The sequence below is a fragment of the Pseudomonas sp. AK181 genome (assembly GCF_051122975.1).
GTDB lineage: Bacteria > Pseudomonadota > Gammaproteobacteria > Pseudomonadales > Pseudomonadaceae > Aquipseudomonas > Aquipseudomonas lactis.
Genome location: NZ_CP146348.1, coordinates 1,097,705 through 1,123,473 on the forward strand (window position 1 = coordinate 1,097,705; position 25,769 = coordinate 1,123,473).

Here is a 25,769-nt window from a genome sequence, read left to right on the forward strand (position 1 = left end):
CCTCAGTCCTGCAATTCGGTCTGGCGTTCGACGGGGTCGATCAGCACGGCTTTCTGCTGGCGCACCAGCAGGTCGAGAATTTCTTCCTGGCGGTCACCCAGGATGCCGGAGAAGCTGATGCCGCTGGATTTGGTCGGCGCCAGCATCGACACGCGATACAGCTCGATACTCAACGGCGAATCGATGGACAGCGGCCCGCTGCCGTTACCCGCCAGTTCACCGCCGACCACGATCAGCGACACCTTGGCGTCAAACGGGTCGAGGGCGATGTCGCGGTCGGTGTCGGTCAAATCCTTGATGTGGCCGTACACGCCGGTCAGCCCGTTGGCCATCGAGGTGTTTTCGTAGAGCTTGATGTTCACGCTGTTACGCACGCGGATCCCGTGGCGACGGTTGCTGATCACCTTGTTGCCCCACAGCAGGTTGTCACCGCTCTCATAGAGGGTGATGCCGTCGGTGTGGTTGCGGTAGATCTCGTTGTCGGCGATCAGGTTATTCACGCTGTTACGGTCGATCACCAGGCCCGACAGCTTGTTGTCGTAGCTGCGGTTGTTGAAGATGAAGCTGTCGTTCACTTCCCGGGAAATGATGATGCCGTGCTTCTTCTTGGTGCCGTACACGGTGTTGTCCGCGATGATCAGGCCGTGAGAACGGTCATGGGGGTCAATGCCGTAGACGATGTTGTCTTTGTAGGTATTGCCCTTGATCACAAAGCCTGTGGTCTCGTAGCAGTAGAAGCCGTACCACATGTCCGAGAACTCGGAGTCGATGATCCAACCGGTCGGCTCGGGGCGCTTGAGCACCTTGGCCATGTTCGGCGTGTACTGGGAAATACTCACCCCGTACGACTTACTGTTGGCGTAGCCGAAGCTGGCCATCTTGGTCTTGGAGATATAGGTCTCGGTGCCGCCCCAGGCCAGCAGGAACGGGCGGAACTCCTTGGCCGACTTGAACAGCGCCGGGCCGTTGGCTTTTTCGTCCCAACCGGTGACCTTGGTATCGCGCACGAACAGCTGGCCGTCGTTGATCAAAAACGAACCGGCTTGCTGGGACAGGCGCAGCTCCTGGGTGTTTTTGTCGATATCGAGGATACCTTTACGGCCCACCACGATCGGCAACTTGGCCAGGAATACCCCCGGCGACGTTTCGCTGAAGTACTGCTTGGGCACCTTGCCCAGCAGGTCCTTGAGGTTCATGTAGCCGTCGTCGACGAAGATCGCCTGGGGAATGCCGTGCTGGCGCACCACCCATTCGGCCATCTTGTTGTCGCCGCCGATAAAGTCCTTGAGCGCGTCTTCCTGCATCATGCGGCGGATGCTGATTTTGCCCGCCTTGGTCTTGACGATCTTCTTTTCCATCGCCTGCGCGGTGTAGCCCGACAGATCGGGCAGCGCCGGCTTGGCCATTTCCAGCGGCGCGGTGGGCGGGCTGGAGATGGTGTAGGTCTTGGCTTGTTGCAGTTCCTTGGCGATGGTCGGCGCCTTGGCCGCCGTATCGGCAAACGCTGTGGCGCTGGCCATCAGCATTGCCGCGACGAGTAGGCTTTGAGCATTCATGGCGCAGGCTCCCATCAGAATTTCCAGACCACGTCGACGAACGCGCGGTGCATGTAGGAGTCGACCTGGCTGCCATAGGCATCGCCGGGCTTGAACACGCCGGCACGCAAACGCACCAGGGCTGAAGGCTCGTCGATCGACTGGCTCAGCGCCGCAGGCAGCAAGCCTTTCTTGAAGTACTTGGTGACCACCAGGTCCATCTCTTGGCCGAGGTCTTTCTTGCCGTCTTCAAGGGGCAGGGAGGTGCTGGAGAGGATCGCGCCGGTGACGTCATCGGTGTTGTTCTGCACCGCGTCGATACCGTTGCTGCCCACCGGCTTGTTGCCGTCCACGCGCCAGAACTTGTGGTACACCAGGCTGGCGTCGTAGTCCTCGCGCAGCTGCCAGGAACCGAACAGGCTCATGGACTGCATGTTGTTCATCTCGCCGCGAAAGGCTTCACCGAAGCGATGCACACGGGACTGGGTGCCGGTCCAGTTCGAACGGTTGCTTTGCAGGCCGTTCTGCTCGTACTCGGCACTGGCGCGCGAATAGGCCGCGCCGACTTGCCACTGCGGGTCGAGGCGCAGGCGCACGCCGATGTCGGTGGCCCAGCCGCTCAGGTCATCGCTGCGCTTGGCGCTGGTAGGGCGCGTGCCGTCGGCGTTCAAGGCGTTGACCTTGTCGCGGTCGCCGCGCATGCCGGTGATGCTCGCCCAGTAGTTGACGGTGTTGGTGTTGCGCCAGTTGTAGGCATCGCTGTTGGCTTCGATGCCCAGCCAGGTCAGGTCGCCGTTTTCGCGCTTGTCCAACGGGTCGTTGGCGACACCCGGTTCGGCGTAGTCGAGCTTGCCGTCGTCATGGGTGTGGTGGCCGCGCACGCCGATCCACTGGCCCGGCGTCCACTGGTAGGCGGCGTCGGCGTAGAAGTGCTGGCGGTCTTTGTCGACCGGTGACAGTTCCTTGAGGTCGGTGCGGTATTCGCTGAAGCGTTCGGCGGCGCCGACATTGGCCTTGAGCAAGGTGGTGTCGAAGGTCCAGTTCAGCGCTTCGATGTTGGTGTCGCGCCATTGGCCGTCGTCATTGCGCAGGCGCTGGCGGCCGAACTTGAGGATCTCGCCGGGGTAGGGCGTAAAACCGCTGTAGCCGACCCAGAACTCACGCAGGGCCAGGTAGTTTTTCTTGGCCTTGCGGTCGTCGTTGCTCGACTGCTGCTCGGTGGTGTCATCGGTCGACTGTTGCAGGGTGTCGGTCTCGATGATGTCGCTGGACACCACGGCCTGGCCCATGGCGTAGGCGCTCCACGCGCCGCTTTCGCCGTAGATCCAGGGGCGCAGGTCGAGGCCGATGCCGTTGACGTCGCCGCCTTTCTGGGTGCCGAGGTCGCGGTCATCTTCAGACTGCGCGGTGGCTTTGACTTCCAGGCCGAAGTTCTTGGCTTCGGTGAGCGCGGCCAGGGTCGGGCACGACCACAGCAGGGCGAAGGACAGGCCGATGCCGGCCTTGACGAATGGGTTGAGCTTCATAGGGATTCCTCGCCGTCTTCTTCTTGCAGGGCGTGCAGTTGCAGCGTGCTTTGGGCCAGGGTGCCGCGGGCGGCCAGTTCCTGTTGCACCAGGCGTTGGCCTTCGGCGCGTTGCGCAGGGGTCAGCGGCGCTTCGAGCTGGGTGGCCAGGTCATTGGCTTCTGGCGTGTCCTGGGCCTTGGCCAACTGGCTGAAGACATAGGCGTTCAATGGGTCGGGCTTGGTGCCCTTGCCTTGGGAAAACAGCTGGGCAATGGCGAAATCGGCGCTGTTCTGGCCGTTGCGCGCGGCGGTCAGCAGGTGGTCCAGGGCTTTTTGCGGGTAAACCTTGCCCAGGTAGCCACGGCGGTAGATCTGGCCGAGGTAGTAATCGGCGGCCACTTCACGCCCCACGGCTTTCTCGAAATGCGCCTCGGCGGCCTTGGCATCGGCGGGCACCCACTTGCCTTCGTAGTAGAGTTTGCCCAGCAACAGTTCGGCGCGTGGCTGGTCGGCGGCGCGGCCGTTGTCGAGGTACTTCATCATCTGGTCGACATCGCCCAGTTCGGGGAAGTCGTAGAGCAGTTGCGCCAGGCTGACCCAGGACGCCGGGTAGCCAGGGGCGATTTTTTCAAGCAAAGCCTGGGCGGTTTTTTCGTCCGGGGTGCCAAGGGTGGCATCGCCGAGTACGCGGGCGACGCTGTCGACGCGCTGGGCGGTGACGGTGCCACGGCTGTAACCGGCTTCCATCTGCTTGAGCAGTTCGGCCTGTTGTTCCGGCTGCTGTTTTTTCTGATAGACCGTGGCCAGCTCGACGTAGCAGATATCCGTGGTGTTCAGCGCGGCTTTGCAGATGCGCTCCACATCATCCAGATGCTGGTCGTAGGTACCCTGGGTGCGATACAGCAGCACCTGAGCTAGGCCGGCCTCCGGGTAACCGGCTGCCTGCCATTGGCTGATCTGCTGTTGGGCATTAACGTTGGGGAAACTGTGCGGGTATTGCAAGTACAGCATTGCCAGCGGGATCAAGGTATTGCCTTCGCCATTGGCAAAGGCTTTTTTCAGCAGGCTTTCGGCTTCATGGTGTTCGGCCTCGGTGGCGCCGGGCTTGGCCACCAGCAGGCGACCGAGACGCGCCTGGGCACGGGGCGAGGTGTCTGCCGCTGCACGGTAGGTGGCTTCGGCCTGCTTGATTTGCGCCGGGTCGCGGGTGCTGACCTGGATATCGGCCAGGCCCACCTGGGCCTCGCTGTAGCCCAGTTCTGCCAGTTGCTGGTAATTCTGCTGCGCGGTGACGGTGTCGCCGCGTTTCAGCGCCTCATTGGCCAGGCGTTGGTCGGGCAGGCCGGCGCAACCGGCCAGGCTCACGGCCAGTGCCAGCGCGCAGTACGCAGAGGCCAAGTGAAATCTGCTCTGTGTGGGAGCTGGCTTGCCTGCGATGGCATCGCTGCGGTGCAACTGATGCACCGAGTCGCCTGCATCGCGGGCAAGCCCGGCTCCCACATGGGTCAACGGTGTATTTGGAAGAGTCACAGGCATGTCCTCGCTTACAGACCGTGAGCCATGGCTTTGTCGATCAGCCAGTTCAGCGATGGGCCACGGTCGCTGGTGACTTCCACCGGGCGGCCGGCGTAGGTGCTGTCCAGCGGTGCGTCAGGCTTGATCTGCACACGGATGTCAGAAGACAGATCGGCGCTGTTCAGGCTGGTGCTGCTGACGATGGTGCCGGTGCGCACTTGTTCTTCGTCGGCGACCTGGAAGTTCACCTGCGTACCTGGGCGCACATCACCGAACTGGCGATAGCTGAAGCGCGCTTCCACATTGGCCTGGCTGCCGCGTGGCACCAGTTGGAAGATCACATCACCCTTGCTGGCGTACTGGCCGTCGGCGACCAGTTGCTGGGCCACCACGCAATCGCAAGGCGAGGTCAGGGTGCCGGTCATTTGCTTGCCGAACAGCTCTTCGACCTTGGCCGGTTGCAACTGGTCTTCGTCCAGGTGGCCCTTGAGCACATCGAGCATGCTGGTGCTGAAGGTCGCCAGTGGCGCGCCTTTGGCCGCTACCGAATCACCTTTGAGCAGGCTTTGCACGGTGCCGTCACGGGGCATGGTCACGTTCATGCCCGGTACGCTGACGAGGCCGGCCTGGGCGTGGCTGACGAAGTACATGCCGTAGAGCGACTTGACCACAAAACCGAAGGCCGCCAGGCCCACCAAAAAGATCGCCAGGCTGAAGGTCACGGCGCGCAGGCGACCGAACGCGGTCATGCCGTTGCCGCCGTCCTTGACCTTGCGTGCCTTGGTGAAGTTGTCGCGTTGCAGGGTCGCGAGCACGTCGCCCATGGTCACGATGTCGCCGGACAGGTGCGAGGTGATCAGGTGGCGCAGGGTGGAAATATCCTGGGCATCGAGGTTCTGGAACTGGCAACCGGTGCGGCCGGTCTGGCGGTCGTAGGAGCGAATCTGCAGCTCCACGTCCATGGCCAGGCCGAGGTTGTCGATCACGAACTGCAGGCGGCCTTTGTGCACTTGGCCGATGGTGAGCGGCTGGGTGGCGGTGAAGGCCAGGCCGCCGGCGGACAGGTCGATTACCTTTGCCTCGGTCGGCGTGCGGTCGCTGTTGAAGAAGCGCAGCTTGGCCGGGATTTTCACCCGGGCGTGTTGGCGTTGGGCTTCGGATTCGTGGACAACGTTGGCGTTTACTTGGCTGTTCATAGTATTCGATTTCCTAGTTAATTCAGGCTTGGCAGGGTCAGACCATCATCAGCAACACGGCAACGAAGATGCTGCCGGCGGAGAAGGTCATGGTCCGAGACGACCAGGTGTTGAACCAACGTTGAAAGCTGGCCAAATCGCGGGTCAGTTTGGTGTCCTGGCGGGTCCAGGACTGTTGATCAAGGCGGAAGAACACGTAGATCTTCACCAACGCGCCCATGATCTGGTTGTAATAGAGAATCAGCGGGTAGGCCGGGCCGATCTTGTGGCCAGAGCACGACAACAGCAGGGTGAGGATCAGGCGGGTAATGCCGATCCACAGCAGGTAGGCGAGGATGAACGCGCCGCCGTACTTGAAGGTGGCGATCATGGCCACGGTCAGGCCGAGCAGGGAGGTCCACATCGACACGCGCTGGTCGAACAACACCACGCTGGTGAACAGGCCGAGGCGCCGCACGCCCAGGCCGAGTGCGCGGGAGTTCTGACGCAGGTTGTTGCCGTACCAGCGGAACATCAGCTTGCGGCTGGCCTTGATGAAGCTCTTTTCCGGCGGGTGTTCCACGGTGTTGATCGCCGCATCCGGCACGTAGAAGGTGTCGTAGCCCAGGCGCATCAGGCTGAACCAGCTGGACTTGTCATCCCCGGTGAGGAACTTGAAGCGGCCCAGGCGCCAGTGTTGCAGCGAGTCACTTTCCACGTCGGCGATAAAGCCCGGGTCGGTCACTACGCTGGCACGGAACACCGACATGCGACCGGTCATGGTCAGCACGCGCTTGGACAGGGCCATGGAGCACATGTTGATGTGGCGTTGGGCGAAGCGCAGTTTGTGCCATTCGCTCATGATGTAGCCGCCGCGCACTTCGCAGAATTCGTTGGTGGTCAGGCCACCGACATTGCCGAACAGCTGGAACCACGGCACGGTCTTGCGCACCACACCTTCGGCCAGCACGGTGTCGCCATCGATCACGGCGACCACGGCGCGGTCGTCCGGCAAGTGGCGGGAAATGGCGCGGAAACCGAAGGCCAGGCCGTCACGCTTGCCGGTACCGGCGATGCGCACGAAGTCGAGCTTGACGTGAGCCGGCGGGTTGAGCTTTTCCCAGAGGCTTTTCACCAGCAGCTCATCGGACATTTCCACCAGCGAGCACACCACGGTGGTGGGGAAACCGCAGTCGATGGCTTCGCGAATCACCGAGCTGTAGACCTGGGCGGTGGTCAGCGCGTCGATACGAAAACTGGTGACCATCAGGAACACATGGGACGGGTCGGCGGCTTTGCCCAGCTTGCGCACTTTGCGGCGCAGGTGCGGGTACACCACGTACAGGAACAGCATGCCGCGAAAGAAATGCGTCGCGCCCATCGAGTAGCGCCAGATACCCACGGCACCAATCAGGAAAATAAAATTCTTCGATTGCGAATCGAAGGTGCTCGCCGGCAACAGCAGGGCGAGACCCATCAGCAGGCTGAGAAAGAACAGCCAGCCGGCCGATTGCAGAAATACATGTTTTAACTTGGACATAAGCGTCATCCGCAAGGTGAGGAGGCTTCAGGCTGCAAGCGCTGGGGATAAAGCCACTTGCAGCCTGAAACTTGCCGTTGCTGTTACCAGCAAATACCTTCGGTACGGCCGCTCACGCTGGTGGCCTTGGACATGAAGCCCACCAGGTCGACCACTTGTTTGCCTTCCGGAGCGTTATGCGCCAGGGCACGGAACTTCTCGTCACGGTTACCGAGGATGATCACGTCGGAGTTGTTGATCACATCATCGAAATCCGAGTTGAGCAGGGACGACACGTGGGGGATCTTGCCCTCGATGTAGTCCTTGTTCGCGCCGTGTACACGGGCGTATTCGACGTTGCTGTCGTAGATGCTCAGGTCGTAGCCCTTGCCGATCAGCATTTCTGCCAGTTCTACCAGCGGGCTTTCGCGCAGGTCGTCGGTGCCGGCCTTGAAGCTCAGGCCCAGCAGCGCAACTTTGCGTTTTTCGTGGCTGGAGACGATGTCGAACGCGTTCTGTACCTGGGACTCGTTGCTGCGCATCAGCGAGTTGAGCAGCGGCGCTTCCACGTCCAGGGAGCCGGCGCGGTAGGTGAGGGCGCGCACGTCTTTTGGCAGGCACGAGCCACCGAAGGCGAAGCCTGGGCGCATGTAGTACTGGGACAGGTTGAGGGTTTTGTCCTGGCAGACCACTTCCATCACTTCGCGACCGTCGACGCCGACAGCTTTGGCAATGTTGCCGATCTCGTTGGCGAAGGTGACTTTGGTGGCGTGCCACACGTTGCAGGTGTACTTGATCATTTCGGCGACGGCGATGTCCTTGCGGATGATCGGCGCATCGAGTTCTTCGTACAGCGACTGCAGGACATCGCCGGAGGCGGTGTCGAACTCACCGATGACGGTCATCGGCGGCAGGTCGTAGTCGGCGATGGCGGTGGATTCACGCAGGAACTCCGGGTTGACCGCAACGCCGAAATCAACGCCGGCTTTCTTGCCGGAGCAGTCTTCGAGGATCGGGATCACCACGTTGGCCACGGTGCCTGGCAGTACGGTGCTGCGCACCACGATGGTGTGGCGGGTGGTCTTGTCACGCAGCACAAAACCGATCTCACGGCATACCGATTCGATGTAGTTGAGTTCCAGGTCGCCGTTTTTCTTGCTCGGCGTACCCACGCAGATCATCGACAGGTCAGTGTCGCGGATGGCTTCGGCGAAGTTGGTGGTACCGCGCAGTCGACCGGTTGCGATGCCTTGGCTCAACAGTTCGCCCAGACCTGGTTCAACGATGGGGGATTTACCCGCATTGATCAGGTCGATCTTTTCCTTGGAGATGTCTACGCCGACCACTTCATGGCCACGGGCAGACAGGCAACCGGCACACACGGCGCCAACGTAACCCAAACCAAATATGCTGATGCGCATCGCAATTACCTCTATGTTTAAATCATGCCATTAGATGGCCGGAGTTCATGTTTGCAAGCGTCACTGATGCCGCGAAAGTTAGGCGAATAGACGCCGACTTACCGCGTGCAGGCATGTTAAGTAGCGAGTGACTAACTATTGCACTCAAGTTGTGCGCAACGTGGCCTTGTTATTGGGGCTTGCCCTGAAATGCAGCCGGTTTTCCGTGGCGGAAGGGTCCGGCGCCAGTGCCGCTTGGCTTTGATACAGGCAATAAGCCTTTTGATATCAATGCCTTGGGTGTTAACACTGGCTCATTTAGGTCAGCGCTGCCTTGGCCTTTAGGGGGTTGGCAATGAGTCCTTATCGCCGCCCTCAACTCAATCAGTTGATGATATGACCCTCGAGCCAAAGTGCTTTATGACAACTTGGCTACTTCCATTGGTCGGTATGTAAGTCATCTCTTACGTAAACAGAGAATTTCGTTACCGGTGGTATGAGCGGTGCTTCAGGACGAAGTTCCGGGCCGCTCATCCCCTTTCCGGAAATTTTTTGAAATATTAGAAAAGATGGCACTAGTACTATATTGATAGCACTTGCTATTTAGGCCAGTAGTTATGGGGAGTTGGTGCGAGAGGATAGTTTTGTGCCACTACCGTTAAAAAAAAGTGGTGCCACTACGAAAAAAACCGACGAGTGTCGAGTGAAGAAATTGTTAGGGATGTGTCGGAATATTTTTTGACGCCAAATAAATGACGACCCCAGAGCTGAAATGCAGACAAAAATGTGGGAGCTGGCTTGCCTGCGATAGCGGTGTATCAGCAACATGTGAGTCGGCTGACCCACCGCTATCGCAGGCAAGCCAGCTCCCACAGTTGATGTTGGTGGCTGTACCGGCCTTATTCCGGTGCGTGATCGCGCAAAAACACCAGGTTGTCCGGCTTGGACTGCCCCGCATTGAAGCGGTAACCCTGCACATCGAACTGCTTGAGCTTCGCCGGGTCGTTGATGCGTTCTTCAATCACAAACCGGCTCATCATGCCCCGGGCCTTTTTGGCGTAGAAGCTGATGATCTTGTACTGGCCGTTCTTCAGGTCCTTGAACTCGGTATTGATGATCCGCGCCTTCAAGGCCGTGCGCTTGACCGCCGAAAAATACTCATTGGACGCCAGGTTAAGCAGCACATCGTCGCCTTGCTCGGCCAGTGCCTCATTCAACCACTCGCTGATGCGCGTGCCCCAGAAAGCATAGAGGTCCTTGCCACGGGCATTGGCCAGCTTGGTGCCCATCTCCAGGCGGTACGGCATCATCAAGTCCAACGGGCGCAGCAGGCCATAGAGACCCGAGAGCATGCGCAGGTGGTCCTGGGCGTAGCTGAAATCGGCATCGCTGAACGTCTCGGCATTCAGGCCGGTATACACGTCGCCCTTGAACGCCAGCAGCGCCTGCTTGGCGTTGGCCGCAGTGAAGGCCGGCGTCCAACTGCCGAAACGCGCGGCGTTGAGGCCACCGATCTTGTCGGAAACGTGCATCAGCTCACTGATTTGCGCCGGGCTCAGTTCGCGCAGTTGCTCGATCAGTTCCTGAGAGTGGTCCAGGTACTGCGGCTGGGTGAAGCGCGCAGTGACCGGCTTGGACTCGAAGTCGAGGGTTTTGGCGGGGGAAATCACCATCAGCATGAAGTTGGCTCCTGGAATCGTGGGGGGATTCTAGGGGGTTGGAGCGTTCGACTCCACCTATCAAACCGATAGGCCCCGGTTTTGTGTAGGAGCGAGCTTGCTCGCGAAAGTCGTCAACGATAACGCTGGTAGGCTGAATAACCGCGGTGCCCAGAAGTTTTTCGCGAGCAAGCTCGCTCCTACACAATAAAGGCGGGGCAGTCCGCTATGATGGGCGGTAACTCTGGAAAGGAAGACCCCGCGTGCGATTAGCGCTTTTAGTGTCCGCTTGCCTGCTGTGCCTGAATGCCCAGGCCGCGCCGGTGGATGTCGCCAGCCTGGACCGTGGTACCTGGCCGGAAAAACTCGTCAGCCCGGCGCTGTTCGATGTGGCTTCGCGTGCGGAGATCCTGATGTTTGCCCACGGCCTGCTCGCCAGCGAAGCCCTGGACGACGCCGCGCTCAAGCAGCGCTTGGGGTTGAAGATCATCAACCTGGCTGCCATCGACGACCTGCGTCGCCAGCTCTGGCAACGGCTGTTGGAGAACTACACGTTCGCCCAGCAGAGCTGCGAAGAAGACGCCTCGTTCTGCTACCTGGTGGAAAACATGGACGACCTGCGTGAGCAGGCCGGCAAGTTCGAGATCAGTGACAACTCGTTCTATATAGGCTGGGCCGAGCCCAGTCGGCACTTTCACGAGCGCTATCTGGACGAGTTGTTGCGCAAGGCTGCGCTGTTTCCGCAGATCAGCAGTGAAGTCGCGCGCTTTGGCGATCATGAGCGCAACGGTGATGAACTCAATGACCGGATGTTTTTACTGACCTTCGACGGTGGCCCTGCACCGGTCAGCGGCAATACCGACTGGCTCACCGATTACCTGCGCAAGCAAAAGATGAACGCGACGTTCTTTGTTCTTGGCAGCAGCTTGCAAACCCGCGTGGAGCGCAGTTCCGCCGCCGATGTGCAGGCGCTGTACCAAGGGCAGTGCGTGGGTCTTCAGGGCTGGCAGTACCGCTCCCACAGCCATTGGGTCGACTGGCAAAGCTCCATCACCCGCAGTGCCGGGCTGGTACAGAACCTGATGCCGGAAAATTATGTGCCCTTGTTCCGCCCACCGTATGGGCAGCGCCGCGCGGACAGCCAGGGCTTCTTTCAGCAACAGGGCTTGCAAGTGGCGTTATGGGACATCGATTCCCAGGACGAGCCGGGCAAGCTCAAGGCCGATGAGTCGGCGCAACGGGTGCTGACGTTGATGCTGCTGTGGCGCAAAGGCGTGATCGTGTTTCACGACACTCAGGACAAGGCGCGGGTGGCATTACCGATGGTGTTGCAGGCGACGGCGCAGAGTGGCTTGGGTTGGCAGGAGTGTCGCGAGGCATTTCGATGAAGTGCCCGTTTTTGTTGGGGGAGGGGTGTTTTCGGGGCGATTTGCTGCGACATTTCGATGCAGGCGGACTTCCGACTTTAACGGGGTACATGGCACTCGGCTAGTGCTATTCGTCATCCTGAAAAATAAACTTCAAAAAAGCGTCAAAGTGCTTTTTCCTGTCATGGGTTTTGCGGTATTACGAAGTCAGATCGCCGAAACCTGCAGCACAGGTGGCGTCTTCCAAGACTCCTCCTGTGGGCACTGCACTTGACCTTACTCAAGGTGCAATCGGTGGTCGAATCGAGGCGCAGCACCGCCCAGGTATTGCGTCGAATGGCTCCCACAAAGGTGACCGAGTATGGATGATCATGGACGTAACCCTTCTTCCGACCAGCCAATCCTTTATGTGCTTGATACCAACGTACTGATCCACGATCCAAACGCACTGCTGAACTTCGAAGAACACCACGTCGCCATCCCGATGATCGTGCTTGAGGAGCTCGACAAACTCAAAAGCGGCCACCACAGCGTTGCCGCCGAATGCCGCCAGGCCATCCGCCTGATCGACAAGACCCTGGGTGAAGCCTCGCCCGAGGACGTCGAGGTCGGCGTACCGATCCAGCGTGGCAAGGGCGGCCCGAAGGGCTTGCTGTCGATCCTGATGAGCAAGCGCAGCGAGCCCAACAGCCTGCTGCCGGAAAACCTGAACGACAACAAAATCATCAACCAATTGATCGACCTGCATGCGCGCGACAAGGACCTGCGCGTGGTGCTGGTGACCAAAGACATCAATATGCGCCTCAAGGCACGAGCGTGTGGGATCGCTGCCGAGGACTACAGCACCGACCAACTGGTCGACGACGTGTCGATGCTGTCCCGTGGTTATCACATGATGACCGGCTCGTTCTGGGACCGTGTCAGCAAGGTCGAAACCCGTCAGGACCACGGCCGCACCTGGCACCAGGTACAGCTGATCGACAACCTGCCGGCCGTGCATATCAATGAGTTCATTGTCGATGAACAGGGCTTCGTGGGCTGGATCAAAGAGATCCAGGTCGACAAGCTGCTGATTCTCGACCTGCATCAGGAACCCCTGTTGCACCAGGAAGCCTGGGGCCTGAAACCGCGTGATATCTACCAGAGCCTGGCGCTCTATGCGCTGCTCGACCCGGACATCCATCTGGTCAACCTGACCGGCGCCGCAGGTTCAGGCAAAACCATCCTGGCCCTGGCCGCCGCCATCGAACAGACCATGGTCACCAAACGCTATCGCCGCATCATCGCCACCCGCAGCGTGCAGGGCCTGGACCAGGAAATCGGCTTTCTGCCCGGTACCGAGGCGGAAAAAATGGAGCCGTGGCTGGGGGCGATTACCGACAACCTCGAAGCCTTGCACATGGATGACGAAAACACCCATGGCAGCGTCGACTACATCCTCAGCAAAGTGCCGTTGCAGTTCAAATCCCTCAACTACATCCGAGGTCGCAGCTTCCAGCAAAGCCTGATTCTGATCGATGAATGCCAGAACCTTACGCCGCACCAGATGAAAACCATCATCACCCGTGCGGGCGCAGGTTCCAAAGTGGTGTGCCTGGGCAACCTGGCGCAGATCGACACCCCTTACCTGTCCGCGACCAGCTCCGGGCTGACTTACCTGACGGAACGCTTCAAAGACTTCCCGAACGGCGTGCACATTGCGCTGCAAGGGGTACCCCGTTCGATTCTGGCTGAATACGCCGAGTCCCATCTGTAACTACAGCGAACCTGCGACGAAAAGCCCCGGATTTTTCACGAAGTCCGGGGTTTTTGTTCTGTGCGACATTTGCCTGCGTTAACGCGTCCTGGGTGCTTGTGGTCTATGTAATTATTTTGTTACATTTTTTCTCGCGGTAAAACAATAAGAACACTGCAAGACCCCGTCGGAACACCACCTCCTTGATTCGACGAACGTTTAGAAAACCTGTCCAGGGTTTTCACCGTGACCCTGCCTATTACAAAAGCCCGAAACACCGCTCATTGATGACGCATATATCCAAAGGGAAAGGAAAATGGACGTAGCAGGTAATGGCTTCACTGTGTCGCAACGCAATCGCACCCCTCGTTTCAAGACAACACCTCTCACACCCATAGCACTCGGCTTGGCCTTATGGCTGGGCCACGGTTCCATGGCCAGGGCGGACGACAATCCTTACACCCCGCAGGTATTGGAATCGGCGTTCAGGGCAGCCGTCGCCTCATTCGGCCCTGAGACTGCCGTGTACAAAAATCTCAGGTTTGCCTACGCGGATATTGTCGATCTTGCGGCCAAGGACTTCGCGGCCCAGTCCGGGAAGTTCGATTCGGCCCTCAAGCAAAACTATGAGCTGCAACCCGAGAACCTGACCATCGGCGCCATGCTCGGCGACACCCGTCGGCCACTGGACTACGCTTCGCGCCTGGATTACTACCGCAGCCGGCTGTTCAGCAACAGCGGCCGTTACACCACCAATATTCTCGATTTCTCCAAGGCCATTATCGCCAACTTGCCGGCGGCCAAGCCTTACACCTACGTCGAGCCGGGCGTGAGCAGCAACCTGAGCGGGCAGTTGAACGCAGGCCAGTCCTGGGCTGGCGCAACCCGTGACTGGAGCGCCAACGCGCAAACCTGGAAGACCCCGGAAGCCCAGGTCAACTCCGGCCTGGACCGCACCAACGCGTATTACGCCTATGCCTTGGGCATCACTGGCAAGGGGGTGAATGTCGGTGTGCTGGACTCGGGCATCCTCACCGAACACTCCGAGTTCCAAGGCAAAAATGCTCAGGGCCAGGACCGGGTGCAGGCGGTGACCTCCACGGGCGAGTACTACGCCACCCATCCGCGTTACCGCCTTGAAGTGCCCAGTGGTGAGTTCAAGCAGGGTGAGCCTTTCAGTATCCCTGGGGAATACGACCCCGCGTTCAACGACGGGCATGGCACGGAAATGTCCGGGGTGCTGGCCGCCAACCGCAACGGCACCGGTATGCACGGCATTGCTTTTGACGCCAACCTGTTTGTCGCCAACACCGGCGGCAGCGACAACGACCGCTACCAAGGCTCCAACGACCTCGACTACAACGCATTCATGGCCAGCTACAACGCCCTGGCGGCGAAGAACGTGGCGATCGTCAACCAGAGTTGGGGGCAGAGCTCGCGCGATGACGTGGAGAACCACTTCGGCAACGTCGGCGACAGCGCCGCGCAAAACCTGCGGGACATGACCGCCGCCTATCGCCCGTTCTGGGACAAGGCCCATGCCGGGCACAAAACCTGGATGGACGCCATGGCCGATGCGGCCCGGCAAAACACGTTCATCCAGATCATCTCGGCGGGCAACGACAGCCACGGTGCCAACCCGGACACCAATGCGAACCTGCCGTTTTTCAAACCGGATATCGAAGCTAAGTTCCTCTCCGTCACGGGCTACGACGAGACTAGCGCCCAGGTCTACAACCGCTGCGGTACATCCAAGTGGTGGTGCGTGATGGGCGTGTCGGGCATTCCGTCTGCCGGCCCCGAGGGCGAAATCATCCCCAATGCCAACGGCACCTCGGCCGCCGCGCCGAGCGTTTCCGGGGCCCTAGCGTTGGTGATGCAGCGCTTCCCCTACATGACGCCCAGCCAGGCGCGGGACGTGTTGCTGACCACCTCCAGCCTGCAGGCACCGGATGGCCAGGACACGCCGGTTGGCGAGCTGACCGGTGGCCGCACCTACGACAACCTGCAACCGGTGCACGATGCGCCGCCGGGTACGCCGCAAGTGCCCGGTGTGGTCAGTGGCTGGGGCTTGCCCAACCTGCAAAAAGCCATGCAAGGGCCGGGGCAGTTCCTCGGTGCGGTGGCAGTGGCGTTGCCCAGCGGTACCCGCGATATCTGGGCTAACCCGATTTCCGATGAGGCCATTCGCGCCCGTCGCGTAGAGGACGCTGCCGAACAGGCGAGCTGGTCCGCTACTAAAGCGCAGAAAGGCTGGCTCAATGGTCTGCCCGCCAATGCCTCGGCCGATGATCAGTTCGAATACGACATCGGTCATGCCCGGGAGCAGGCCACACTCACTCGCGGCCAGGACGCGCTCACTGGCAGCACCTACGTGGGTAGCCTGGTCAAGTCGGGGGATGGCGAGTTGGTGCTGGAAGGCCTGAACAGCTATTCGGGCAGCACCTGGGTGCGCGGTGGCAAATTGTCGGTGGACGGCGCGTTGACCTATGCCGTGACGGTAGACGGCAGCGCCGTTGGCACGCGCAATGCCGATAACGGCGTGATGACCACATTGGGCGGCACCCTGGCCGGCAACGGCACGGTGGGCGCCTTGACCGTCAACAACGGCGGGCGAGTGGCCCCGGGGCATTCGATTGGCACGCTGCGCACCGGCGATGTCACGTTCAATCCGGGTTCGGTGTATGCCGTCGAGGTCGGCGCCAATGGTCAGAGCGACCAGCTCCAGAGCAATGGCGTGGCGACTCTCAACGGTGGTGTGGTGAATGTGTCACTGGAGAACAGCCCCAACCTGTTGACCGCCACCGAGGCGCGCAGCTTGCTGGGGCAGCAGTTCACTATCCTCAGCGCCAGCCAAGGTATCCAGGGGCAGTTTGCGGCGTTCGCCCCCAACTACCTGTTCATCGGCACTGCGCTCAACTATCAACCGAATCAGTTGACCCTGGCGATAGCCCGCAACCAGACCACCTTCGCCAGTGTCGCGCAAACCCGCAATGAGCGGTCGGTGGCGACGGTAGCCGAGACATTGGGCGCTGGCAGCCCGGTCTACGAAAGCCTGCTGGCGTCGGATTCCGCCGCTCAGGCGCGGGAAGGGTTCAGGCAACTGTCGGGGCAACTGCACTCGGATGTGGCGGCGGCGCAAATGGCCGACAGTCGCTACCTGCGTGAAGCGGTCAACGCTCGTCTGCAACAGGCGCAGGCACTGGACTCCAGCGCGCAGATCGACAGCCGTGACAACGGCGGCTGGGTACAGCTGCTCGGTGGGCGCAACAACGTCAGTGGTGACAACAACGCCAGCGGCTACTCCTCGTCCACCAGCGGCGTACTGCTGGGCCTGGACACCGAGGTGAACGACGGCTGGCGCGTGGGCGCGGCGACCGGTTATACCCAAAGCCACCTCAACGGCCAGTCGGCGTCGGCAGACAGCGACAACTATCACCTGTCGGTCTATGGCGGCAAACGCTTCGAGGCCATTGCCCTGCGCCTGGGCGGTGCCAGCACCTGGCACCGTCTGGACACTTCGCGACGGGTGGCCTATGCCAATCAGTCGGACCATGCCAAGGCCGACTACAACGCGCGTACCGACCAAGTGTTTGCCGAGATCGGTTACACCCAGTGGACAGTGTTTGAACCCTTCGCCAACCTCACGTACCTGAACTATCAAAGCGACTCGTTCAAGGAAAAAGGCGGTGCCGCAGCCTTGCATGCCAGCCAGCAAAGCCAGGACGCGACGCTTTCCACCCTGGGCGTGCGTGGCCACACTCAGTTGCCGCTCACGTCCACCTCGGCGGTGACCCTGCGCGGTGAGCTGGGTTGGGAGCACCAGTTTGGTGATACCGATCGTGAAGCTTCTCTGAAGTTTGCCGGCAGTGACGCGGCCTTCGTCGTCAACAGCGTGCCTGTGGCCAGGGATGGCGCGGTGATCAAGGCCAGTGCGCAAATGGCGCTGACCAAGGACACCCTGGTGTCGTTGAACTACAGTGGCTTGCTGTCCAACCGCGGTAACAACAACGGCATCAATGCCGGGTTTACCTTCCTGTTCTAACCTTGAATGTAGGAGCGAGCTTGCTCGCGAAAAACGTCAACGATAACGCGTGCACCCTGGGTAAACGCGGCGCCTGTGAGTTTTTCGCGAGCAAGCTCGCTCCTACAGAGTGGGATAAACAGCCCTGCGCAAATTTTGACCCACAGGTTTACAATCGCTGCTCCTGATCAGGAGTATCCCTGTGCTGACTCATCTCGATTCCCAAGGTCGCGCCCATATGGTCGACGTCACCGACAAAGCCGTGACGTTCCGTGAGGCGGTGGCCGAAGCGCGGGTGCGCATGTTGCCCGACACCCTGCAAATGATTGTCGACGGCGCCCACCCCAAGGGCGACGTGTTTGCCGTGGCCCGCATTGCCGGGATCCAGGCAGCGAAAAAAACCAGTGACTTGATCCCCCTGTGCCACCCGTTGATGCTCACCGGCGTCAAGGTGGAACTGCGTGCCGACGGCGCGGACGCTGTGCATATCCTCGCGCGCTGCAAGCTCTCCGGCCAGACCGGCGTTGAGATGGAGGCCCTGACCGCCGCCAGTGTCGCGGCGCTGACGATCTACGACATGTGCAAGGCGGTGGATCGCGGCATGACCATTGAGAGTATTCGCCTGCTGGAAAAGTTGGGCGGTAAGAGCGGGCATTTCAAGGCGGATGAACAATGAGTATCAACGTACTGTTTTTTGCGCGCTACGCTGAAGCGGTGGGCTTCGATTCGCTGGAAATGGAAGGTGAATTCGCCACCGTTGATGCCGTGCGCCTCGCGCTGGCTGCTGACCCGGAATTCGCCGTACTCAACGAAACCAGCCTGATGTGCGCGCGCAACGAGGAGTTGTGCAGCCTGAATGAGCCGGTACAAGCCGGTGATGAAGTCGCCTTCTTCCCACCCGTGACCGGAGGCTGAGCATGGCCATTCGTGTGCAAGTCGAAGCCTTTGATCCCGGTGCCGAAGTCAACGCCATGCAGGCGGCCAATGTGGGCGTGGGCGCGGTGGTGAGCTTTGTCGGCTATGTGCGCGACTTCAATGACGGGCGTGACGTGTCGGGGATGTTCCTGGAACACTACCCCGGCATGACCGAAAAGGCCCTGGGCAAGATCGCCGTGGAAGCCGAGCAGCGTTGGCCATTGCTCAAGCTGGAGGTGCTGCATCGTGTTGGCGCGCTGGAGCCCGGTGAGCCGATTGTATTTGTCGGTGCGGCCAGTGCGCATCGGCAGGCGGCGTTTGAGGCGTGTGCGTTTGTGATGGATTACCTGAAGACGCGGGCGCCGTTTTGGAAGAAGGAAAATACACCGGATGGGCCGCGGTGGGTGGAGGGGCGCGACAGTGATCACGCGGCGGCTGACCGCTGGAAGCCCTGAGTCTTTCGATGCTTTAAACGGTTGGCGATAGTTGAAATGAATATAAACAACTGTCAGATCTGACAGTTGTTTCACCTCCCCGTGGCAGGTTCTGATGGTCTCGTCTACAGAGCTTATCGAAGGGGACGGGACATGGTCGCGCAAGCTAGCAACTGTCGTTTGGCGGGGTTTGGTATCCGGCGCGCCGCCAGGGCAGGGGTGGCGGATGGGCTCTATGCCAATGGGCGTCATCAATACGAAGTCATTATTGACGTGGTTAAAGAAGTCATCGACGCCAAGGGTGAGTGGGCTCAGGCGCCGTTGACGGATGAGGAGCGCGCCAGTGTTACGGTTGTTGAGTGGTCAGAAAGTCTCGACCAACCACTGACTCAGGGGTGGCATTGTGATGAGACAAAAAATGAATTCACGCTTGGGCTTTGGCGCGGTAAGTCGCCAGAGGCGGAGCAGAGCATAGAGCTGGCTGAGGCCGACAATTCACTAGTCGAAAGTATCAAACGCTATCTGCGTTGCGATACAGACGCCCCAATTGGGCCGGTAGTATTAATGGCTCGGATAATGGTTGGTGGAGGGTGGCATGCAACTAATGGTTTTAGAAAAACCGCTGGTTTTGAACCGTCTATCACGTTGAGTTCTGTGCGTCCCATCGAATTAAGTGAGACCGATCTAGAGATGCATATGGATCTGTGGGCCTACTATTCCGAAGATCGGAAGACTCATGTGCATGTGTTCTATTGGACACCTCCGGCCGGAATGTGGATCGTTGAAAATCAGGGGTTCGATAATCCGCTGGTTTCTCCAGGTCAAGGCAAGGATTTTCGTAGCGTAATATCGTATACAATCCCTATGACCGGTGAAGGGTCAAGAAAGATAGGTACATTTGTAAATAAAAATTCTCCTGATATACCTTTGGACTTGGATGAAATTCATGTGGGTCTGTCCGGAGGGGCACCAAGCCCATCTGTCCGGTTTGATCAAAGGCCGACTATTATGCGCTTGGTCAGGTTGACATCCTCTTTAAAATCAGAAAATCAAAATACAAAAAGTCTTTGGCAACTGCTGGATAACTATGGGAATGAACATAGATACTCAGTGTGGGCGTCAGACGGTATGGGACTGCCTGGTGTTCCTACAGTTGGAATAAGCGGAGGAATTTTTCGGCCGCTCAAGATAGTTCGTTTCCTGATTATGTTAACCGGTGGCGGGATAGTCACGGACGATTTGTATGCGAACGGCCGTCATCAATGCAAGGTCATCGTTGAGATCGAGGTTGAACAGGTAATGCCTGACGGGAGTTCGGTGCCTGCCAGGTTATCCGATGCGGAGCGTAACAGCGTAACGGTAACGCGCTACTCCTCAAATGTTCATGAGCCGCTCCCCCCGGGTTGGAGCTGTGACCAGCAGAAAAATATCTACGATACCGGACGTTGGACTACGGGCATCGATGAGCTCGTTCCGGATCAATATATAAATGCTATGGCCGGGCGCTCTCAACGGCAAAGAGAGGTCGTCGAGCGATATATGCGTGTGGAGCCCAATGTCGCTATCGAAGAACAAAGGTTCATGGCGTCTGTCACGATTAATGGAGTGACCTATACGACCAATTCCAGAGCCGGGGATGTTTCGTTCGATACGTATGTGACGATTCATCCAGTAAGACCTTATCAGTTGCGTGCGCAGGATCTTACTGAGTACGTTGATGTACATGCCTATAATGATGAATATTATGATATGGACGTTTATTATTGGACGCCGCCAGGAGGTTTGCATTTTATTGTCAATAAAGGTTTTGATACGCCATTGTCGATACGGAGGGAGGGTAATAATTTTCAGACAACTTTTTTTAATCGGCGTGGTGCTGGGTTTTATCGAAAAGGGTGGGGTCGTCGTAAATAAAGATGTTGCTAGTCCTGTGGTTTCGCTTGATGATATCTTTCTGGCTGGGAGTTCAAATCGTGAAAAAATTGTCAGATTCAATCAGCGCCCTACAATAATGCGTGCTGTCCGCGCCCATGTGACGATGTTTTCAGATGGCTCTGCTGATTCAAATAGTAAGTGGCGCCTTTGGGATAACTATGGTTGTGAGCATGTATTTGGCTTGGAGCAACAAGATGACGCAGATCGTATTAAATTAGTGGATGGTTAGGCGCGTGAGTACGCTATGTGACTTTTCGGCTCTCGGAGCTTAATATGGATATTTACTCTCAAGCCTTCAATTTCGCCTCTCACTTTGGCGGTACGGTAGACCCGCGTACCGGCCAATATAGTTGCCGAATTCAATTAGCTAACTTATACCCCCAAGGCCCGCTGGACGTGAGCAGAACGATCGCCCTGTCATTCTCCATGATGAGTAACGAGTCAGGGGTTTACGGCTCCGGTTGGCGAATGAGCAACACTGAATTCGATATCGCTCGTTCGCGCCTCACCCTGCTTACCGGCGAGCAATTCAAAACCCAGAGCCTGCCTGCGGTAGGCGGTACGCTGCTGTTCAAGGACCGTAAACTGGCCGACCTGGTGGTAAAGCGTCCGGATACCAACACGCTGCACGTGATCTACAAAGACGGCACCGTAGAAGTGTTGCAGCGCACCAGCAGCACGTCCCCTTATCGCATCGTCGCCCTGCAGTTCGAAAACGGCGAGCGGATGAAGTGGGAGTACGCGGCAGGCGGTTCTCTTGAGCGCATTCTCGACCATGATCAGCAAGTGTTGCTGTTGCTGACTTACTCCAGTGGTCGCTTGGTCAGGGCCGACACCCGAGTGGATGGGGGGCGTCATGCGCGTGTCCTCTTCAGCCAGACCAACGGAAGGCTCACCGGTTTCAGCGCACCTTATGACAGTCGTGAACTGCCGCCGAGCATGGGCTATGTATTGGAGTATGGACGCGCCTTTCGCAACGGCATGATCGCTATCCATCGAGTGCGTTCGCCGATGAGCGGCGATGAACTGATCAACTACGCCGAAAACGGTCATCAGTATGCCAATGGTCAATACATTCCGCGTGTAACCAGCTGGGACCAGACCCCAGGCGCCTATCAGCCTGGGATGTCCCGAACCTACAGCTACAGCCCTAGGCGCAATTTTACCGGCTTCCCCTTTTCAGGCGGTTTTCGTGAGGGCGAGGACAACCTGTACCTGGTGGGCAGTGACTATGACTACTGGACGGAAGAGACCCGTATCGATAGCGCGGCCAACAATGCGGTGTTGAGCGTCACCCGCACCACCTACAACAAATACCATTTATTGACCCAGGAGCTTGTACGGCGCGAAGGCACCCTGGCCAGCACGCAGATCGAATACAACCTGCGGCCTGGGCTGTTCGCTGACCAACCCCCCAACTTCCAACTACCCAGACGTATCACTAAATCCTATGCGCTGGTTGCTGGCGGCACAGCGCGACAAGAGGTGGTAACGATCGAGACCGACTCCTTTGGCAATGAGCTTAGCCGTAGCGAGGCAACGGGAGTTAGCACCGAATATGACTACTACCCAGTAGGTGGAGAGCAAGGCCGCTGCCCCGCCGACCCTCGTGGGCTGTTTCAGCGTTATTTGAAGCAGGAGCGGGTGATCCCGGCGGATGGCACGCCGGGCGTTCGCGTGACCGACTTTACCTTCACCTCGCTGCCTGCACCTGCGGGTGGCTACTTCGTGCTGGAACTGTCGAGCATTCAGGCAGGCCGTGCGAGCGTGCACAAAACCTATTACGACGCGCCCGCTAACCTGGCCCTGCATGGCCGATTGCGTACCGACACCAGCACCCTTGAGGGGCTGGCCCTGATTACCGAGCTTTCCTACATCCAAAGTGGTGACACCCTCTCGGAAACTCGACGCCTGCGCGGGCGTGAGGGGCATTGGCTCGATTCGTTGAACGTTGTGTCTTTGACCAATCGGCGGCTGCTATCGATGAACGGGGATGGGGAGACAACGCTGGCAACGACATACGATGTCGCAGGGAGATTGACGTCCGAAACGGCCTCACCGGGTAAGCCGGAGGAAGCCGAAAGTCGTTTTGTTTATCACTATGCAACGCCTACAAAACGCGCTCACTTGGTAACCACGGATGCACGAGGCCGCAGCACCGTGACGTACTACGATGGGATGGGACGGCAGGTTGCACAAGCGTTGCTGCTGGAGGGCGGAACAAACGAGCAGCCCCTCGGCACCTGGCGTTATGACGCGCTTGGGCAAACGGTGGAAAAGACGCGTATTGATTATCTGCCGGATGGCGAGCGCGTCTTGACCACGCGCTACGCCTATAACCCATGGGGCAACGCCAGCCGCGTGACCCGGCCCGATGGCAGCGTGGAAATTGATGACTACGACCCACGGCTGCATATACGTGTGACGGGCATCGAGGGTGGCGAGCGTCTGGAAACTCATCTGAATGCTCATCATCAGCCGTTCCGGGTGAACCGGGTAGACGCTCTCGGGCAGCTCACTGAGGTGGAGTCGCGCACCTATGACGGTCTGGGGCGTTGCCTGTCACGTCTGGACGTGGATAAGCATCGCACCGATTACTCTTATGACCTGTTCGACCGCGTGGTGACGACCGTCCAAACGCCTTCGGATGGCAGCCCTTCGCGGCAGCGCACCGTGGCCTACGCGCCAGGAAGCAGCGACCAGCGGGTGAGTACAATCAGCATCGACGGCCGGAACGTGGGAGCGCGCACTTATGACAGCCTGGGGCGCTTGACTGCCCAATCCAGGGGAACGGTACCCGCCACCACCTGGCAGTATGAGACCGGCTGGACAGAACCAGTCGCCGCTGTGTCGGGAGCCGGGCATCGCCAGCAATGGTCCTACGACAAGGAGTTGGGCGCGCCGAGCAGCGTCGCGATGGCGGGGCATCCGGACAAGCTGTATCGGTACGACCCGATCAGTGGCCAGCCGACCTTTTCAGAGAGTGGCACGCTCAAACATGAGGTTTTCCATGATGTGAACGGGTACCCGCAAAAGGAGGTGCAAACGGTCCTTGGCACGCCACTGACCGCCTATTACGCCCATTCGCCGGGCGGGCGCTTGCTGCACCACACGTCCTACGAAGGGCAGCGCAGCGACTTTGAATATGACGCCAACGGCAGGTTTTTCAAGATGGTGGCCGGGGCTGTGGTGGTTGAACAGCGCTATGACGGGTTTGCGCGGCCCGAAGTGCTGACCACCCGCTATGCCAATACCGAGGTGGTCACCCGCGTGGGCTATGACGCCCTGGGGCGCGAGGCTGAGCGGCGCTTTGAGCAGAACGGCGCGCTGCTGCAAGTGATGAGCAGCACTTATCATCCCAATAGCTTGCTGGCCAGCCGTTTTGTACGTGATGCAGCCGCGCAGTTGGTGATTGGCGAGACGTTCACTTATGACGCCTTTTTGCGACTGACCACTTATCGTTGTGAGGGGCGTGAGTACCCCCAGGATTCCCTGGGACGAAACATCGCAGGGCAACAGTTCAGTTTCGACAGCCTGAACAACATCACCCGCGTCGTGACCTCTTTCGCCGATGGCACGCAGGACATCAGCACACGGTTTTTCACCGACGCAGACCCCACCCGCCTGACCCGTGTAACCCACTCCAACCCGGCGCAGGATGATGCCTTGACCTATGATGCGGCGGGTAATTTGACCGGTGGGCCGGCCGGGCGCATCTATACCTACAATGGCTTTGACCAGTTGACCAGCGTGCAGGAGGGCTCGCTGCAATGCAGTTACCAGTACGATGCTCAATTTCGCCAAGTCGTGGCGGCCCGGGGTAACGAAACACCGGTAGTCATGGCTTACGCGGGGGATCGCCTGGATACGTTGTTGGAGGGCAGCAGGAAACTGCGTTACTTCAATGCGGCTGGCCACGTGCAGGCGCGCACTGGCGGGGTAGAGGGGCCGCAACTGCATCTGAATGACGGGGCGGGCAGCGTGCGCGGCGTCGTGGCGCCGGGGCAGGCTACGGTGCAGCGCCATTACGCTCCGTATGGCGAGGGCAATGTGGTTGCGCGGGACGGTAATGTGCGCTCGATGGCGGACCTGCAATTGCCGGCATTTACCGGCGAACGGCTGGATGCAGCGGTCGGTCTGTACCATTTGGAAAAGCGTACCTACGATCCGCGCTTGATGGTGTTCCTCTCGGCTGATCCGCTGGCGCCTTTTGACGAGGGTGGGATCAACAGCTACTCCTACTGTGCCGGTAACCCCATCAATCTCATCGACCCCACTGGCCTTTTTCCAAAGTGGCTGTCTTGGGTGCTCACGGGAGTGGCGCTCGCCCTGTCATTGGTGGCGTTCAATTTTGCCGCAACCGGGCTGGCGTTGGCGCTCGCCTCAAAAACAATCACAGGGTTGGCGATGGCGGGCAAGGTGCTGGCAGTGGTCGCTACTTCAGGTAGCAGCATAGGCGGCACGCTGGGTATTACAGGGCTGAGTATCGAAGCGGTTGACAAGCAGATGGGCTGGGATCGTTCGAGGCACATCAAGAATCTGGGGTGGGCATCTTTCGCGTTTTCCACGGTGGGGGTGGCTGCCAGCTTAGGCCTTTCTGCCACAACAGGGGTTAATGCCTTTAGAGTCGCGGCTCTCAAGGCCTCTGAAAAGACCACTGGTTTCTTCTCCAGCCCTGCTGGGGTCGGGCTCGTTGCGGCAGGTAAGAATGCGACAGGGCTGTCCTACGCGTTCACAGCCAAGCAAGGGATCACTACTGTCAGTCAAGTATTCGGCGGTGCCCGCTCGGTGCTCAGATGGACCAACTTCGGCCGTGGCCTGGATGCTCGACTCAAAAGCACACAAGCGCAGCCAGTGGCCGAGGACGAGCAGCCCCAGTCGCAGCAGCAACCACAGCCACGACCCATGAGCCTGGGACTGGTGGACATGTCAGAGAGTAGTTTTCAGTTTTACGGGGAGTTTCGACGGGAGGTAACGCGTATTCGTCAGTCTGTTCTGATTGACTCGGATCGTGATGACTGATCAGCAATATTGGCCGAGGTGGTAAAAA

Annotated in this window: 15 protein-coding genes; 8 read left to right on the plus strand and 7 right to left on the minus strand. The window is 59.1% G+C overall.

Translation table 11 applies throughout. The features are described from left to right. Positions 1-2: 2 nt before the first annotated feature. From algG to yaaA, 7 genes are all read right to left on the minus strand, one after another. Entirely contained in the window at positions 3-1,571 is a 1,569-nt protein-coding gene (gene algG, locus V8689_RS05280; protein ID WP_032893489.1) for a mannuronan 5-epimerase AlgG, read from the minus strand. Beyond that, positions 1,571-3,061 (minus strand): alginate export family protein, encoded by a 1,491-nt coding sequence (locus tag V8689_RS05285; protein ID WP_056789759.1) that lies wholly within the window; start codon positions 3,059-3,061, stop codon positions 1,571-1,573. The genes algG and V8689_RS05285 overlap by 1 nt, the downstream gene beginning before the upstream one ends. After that, complete coding sequence (gene algK / locus V8689_RS05290) at positions 3,058-4,578, minus strand: alginate biosynthesis TPR repeat lipoprotein AlgK (protein ID WP_419555217.1); 1,521 nt, start codon at positions 4,576-4,578, stop codon at positions 3,058-3,060. Before algK ends, V8689_RS05285 begins: the two co-directional genes overlap by 4 nt. Before the next feature lie 8 nt (positions 4,579-4,586). Continuing rightward, a complete protein-coding gene (locus V8689_RS05295; RefSeq protein WP_434520688.1) occupies positions 4,587-5,753 on the minus strand; it encodes a PilZ domain-containing protein in 1,167 nt (388 codons plus the stop codon). Between the two features lie 37 nt (positions 5,754-5,790). After that, positions 5,791-7,272, minus strand: a complete 1,482-nt coding sequence (gene alg8 / locus V8689_RS05300; protein ID WP_003188740.1) for a mannuronan synthase — start codon at positions 7,270-7,272, stop codon at positions 5,791-5,793. Positions 7,273-7,355: 83 nt separating this feature from the next. Further along, a complete protein-coding gene (locus tag V8689_RS05305; RefSeq protein WP_032893483.1) occupies positions 7,356-8,672 on the minus strand; it encodes a nucleotide sugar dehydrogenase in 1,317 nt (438 codons plus the stop codon). A gap of 878 nt (positions 8,673-9,550) precedes the next feature. Beyond that, positions 9,551-10,330, minus strand: a complete 780-nt coding sequence (yaaA, locus tag V8689_RS05310; RefSeq protein ID WP_056789761.1) for a peroxide stress protein YaaA — start codon at positions 10,328-10,330, stop codon at positions 9,551-9,553. 242 nt (positions 10,331-10,572) lie between these two features. Between yaaA and V8689_RS05315 the strand changes: the two genes are divergently transcribed. The 8 genes from V8689_RS05315 to V8689_RS05350 all read left to right on the plus strand — a co-directional run bounded on the left by V8689_RS05315 (position 10,573) and on the right by V8689_RS05350 (position 25,741). Next, positions 10,573-11,697 (plus strand): polysaccharide deacetylase family protein, encoded by a 1,125-nt coding sequence (locus V8689_RS05315; RefSeq protein ID WP_056789766.1) that lies wholly within the window; start codon positions 10,573-10,575, stop codon positions 11,695-11,697. A gap of 340 nt (positions 11,698-12,037) precedes the next feature. Continuing rightward, on the plus strand, positions 12,038-13,432 hold the full coding sequence (locus tag V8689_RS05320; RefSeq protein WP_003188745.1) for a PhoH family protein: 1,395 nt from the start codon (positions 12,038-12,040) through the stop codon (positions 13,430-13,432). Positions 13,433-13,727: 295 nt separating this feature from the next. Continuing rightward, a complete protein-coding gene (locus tag V8689_RS05325; RefSeq protein ID WP_056789770.1) occupies positions 13,728-17,456 on the plus strand; it encodes an autotransporter domain-containing protein in 3,729 nt (1,242 codons plus the stop codon). A 181-nt stretch (positions 17,457-17,637) separates the two neighbouring features. Further along, the gene (gene moaC / locus V8689_RS05330; RefSeq protein ID WP_032893473.1) at positions 17,638-18,111 is read left to right on the plus strand and encodes a cyclic pyranopterin monophosphate synthase MoaC; all 474 of its coding nucleotides are present in this window, start codon (positions 17,638-17,640) and stop codon (positions 18,109-18,111) included. Beyond that, positions 18,108-18,350 (plus strand): molybdopterin converting factor subunit 1, encoded by a 243-nt coding sequence (moaD, locus tag V8689_RS05335; RefSeq protein WP_056789774.1) that lies wholly within the window; start codon positions 18,108-18,110, stop codon positions 18,348-18,350. The genes moaC and moaD overlap by 4 nt, the downstream gene beginning before the upstream one ends. A gap of 2 nt (positions 18,351-18,352) precedes the next feature. Continuing rightward, positions 18,353-18,805 carry a molybdopterin synthase catalytic subunit MoaE gene (gene moaE, locus V8689_RS05340; protein WP_056789777.1) on the plus strand — a complete coding sequence of 151 codons (453 nt, stop codon included), beginning with the start codon at positions 18,353-18,355 and terminating at the stop codon, positions 18,803-18,805. 132 nt (positions 18,806-18,937) lie between these two features. Then, positions 18,938-20,698: a hypothetical protein gene (locus tag V8689_RS05345; protein ID WP_434520689.1), complete on the plus strand. Its 1,761-nt coding sequence runs from the start codon at positions 18,938-18,940 to the stop codon at positions 20,696-20,698. Positions 20,699-20,992: 294 nt separating this feature from the next. Beyond that, complete coding sequence (locus tag V8689_RS05350) at positions 20,993-25,741, plus strand: RHS repeat domain-containing protein (protein WP_056789783.1); 4,749 nt, start codon at positions 20,993-20,995, stop codon at positions 25,739-25,741. Positions 25,742-25,769: the final 28 nt, after the last annotated feature.

Excerpts from the sequence above, each read along its gene's own strand:
- V8689_RS05295 (WP_434520688.1), bottom strand. The coding sequence starts at position 5,753 with ATGAACAGCCAAGTAAACGCCAACGTTGTCCACGAATCCGAAGCCCAA.
- moaD (WP_056789774.1), top strand. The coding sequence starts at position 18,108 with ATGAGTATCAACGTACTGTTTTTTGCGCGCTACGCTGAAGCGGTGGGC.
- V8689_RS05345 (WP_434520689.1), top strand. The coding sequence starts at position 18,938 with ATGGTCGCGCAAGCTAGCAACTGTCGTTTGGCGGGGTTTGGTATCCGG.
- V8689_RS05350 (WP_056789783.1), top strand. The coding sequence starts at position 20,993 with ATGGATATTTACTCTCAAGCCTTCAATTTCGCCTCTCACTTTGGCGGT.
- V8689_RS05320 (WP_003188745.1), top strand. The coding sequence starts at position 12,038 with ATGGATGATCATGGACGTAACCCTTCTTCCGACCAGCCAATCCTTTAT.
- V8689_RS05305 (WP_032893483.1), bottom strand. The coding sequence starts at position 8,672 with ATGCGCATCAGCATATTTGGTTTGGGTTACGTTGGCGCCGTGTGTGCC.
- V8689_RS05285 (WP_056789759.1), bottom strand. The coding sequence starts at position 3,061 with ATGAAGCTCAACCCATTCGTCAAGGCCGGCATCGGCCTGTCCTTCGCC.
- yaaA (WP_056789761.1), bottom strand. The coding sequence starts at position 10,330 with ATGCTGATGGTGATTTCCCCCGCCAAAACCCTCGACTTCGAGTCCAAG.
- alg8 (WP_003188740.1), bottom strand. The coding sequence starts at position 7,272 with ATGTCCAAGTTAAAACATGTATTTCTGCAATCGGCCGGCTGGCTGTTC.
- moaE (WP_056789777.1), top strand. The coding sequence starts at position 18,353 with ATGGCCATTCGTGTGCAAGTCGAAGCCTTTGATCCCGGTGCCGAAGTC.
- algG (WP_032893489.1), bottom strand. The coding sequence starts at position 1,571 with ATGGGAGCCTGCGCCATGAATGCTCAAAGCCTACTCGTCGCGGCAATG.
- algK (WP_419555217.1), bottom strand. The coding sequence starts at position 4,578 with ATGCCTGTGACTCTTCCAAATACACCGTTGACCCATGTGGGAGCCGGG.
- V8689_RS05325 (WP_056789770.1), top strand. The coding sequence starts at position 13,728 with ATGGACGTAGCAGGTAATGGCTTCACTGTGTCGCAACGCAATCGCACC.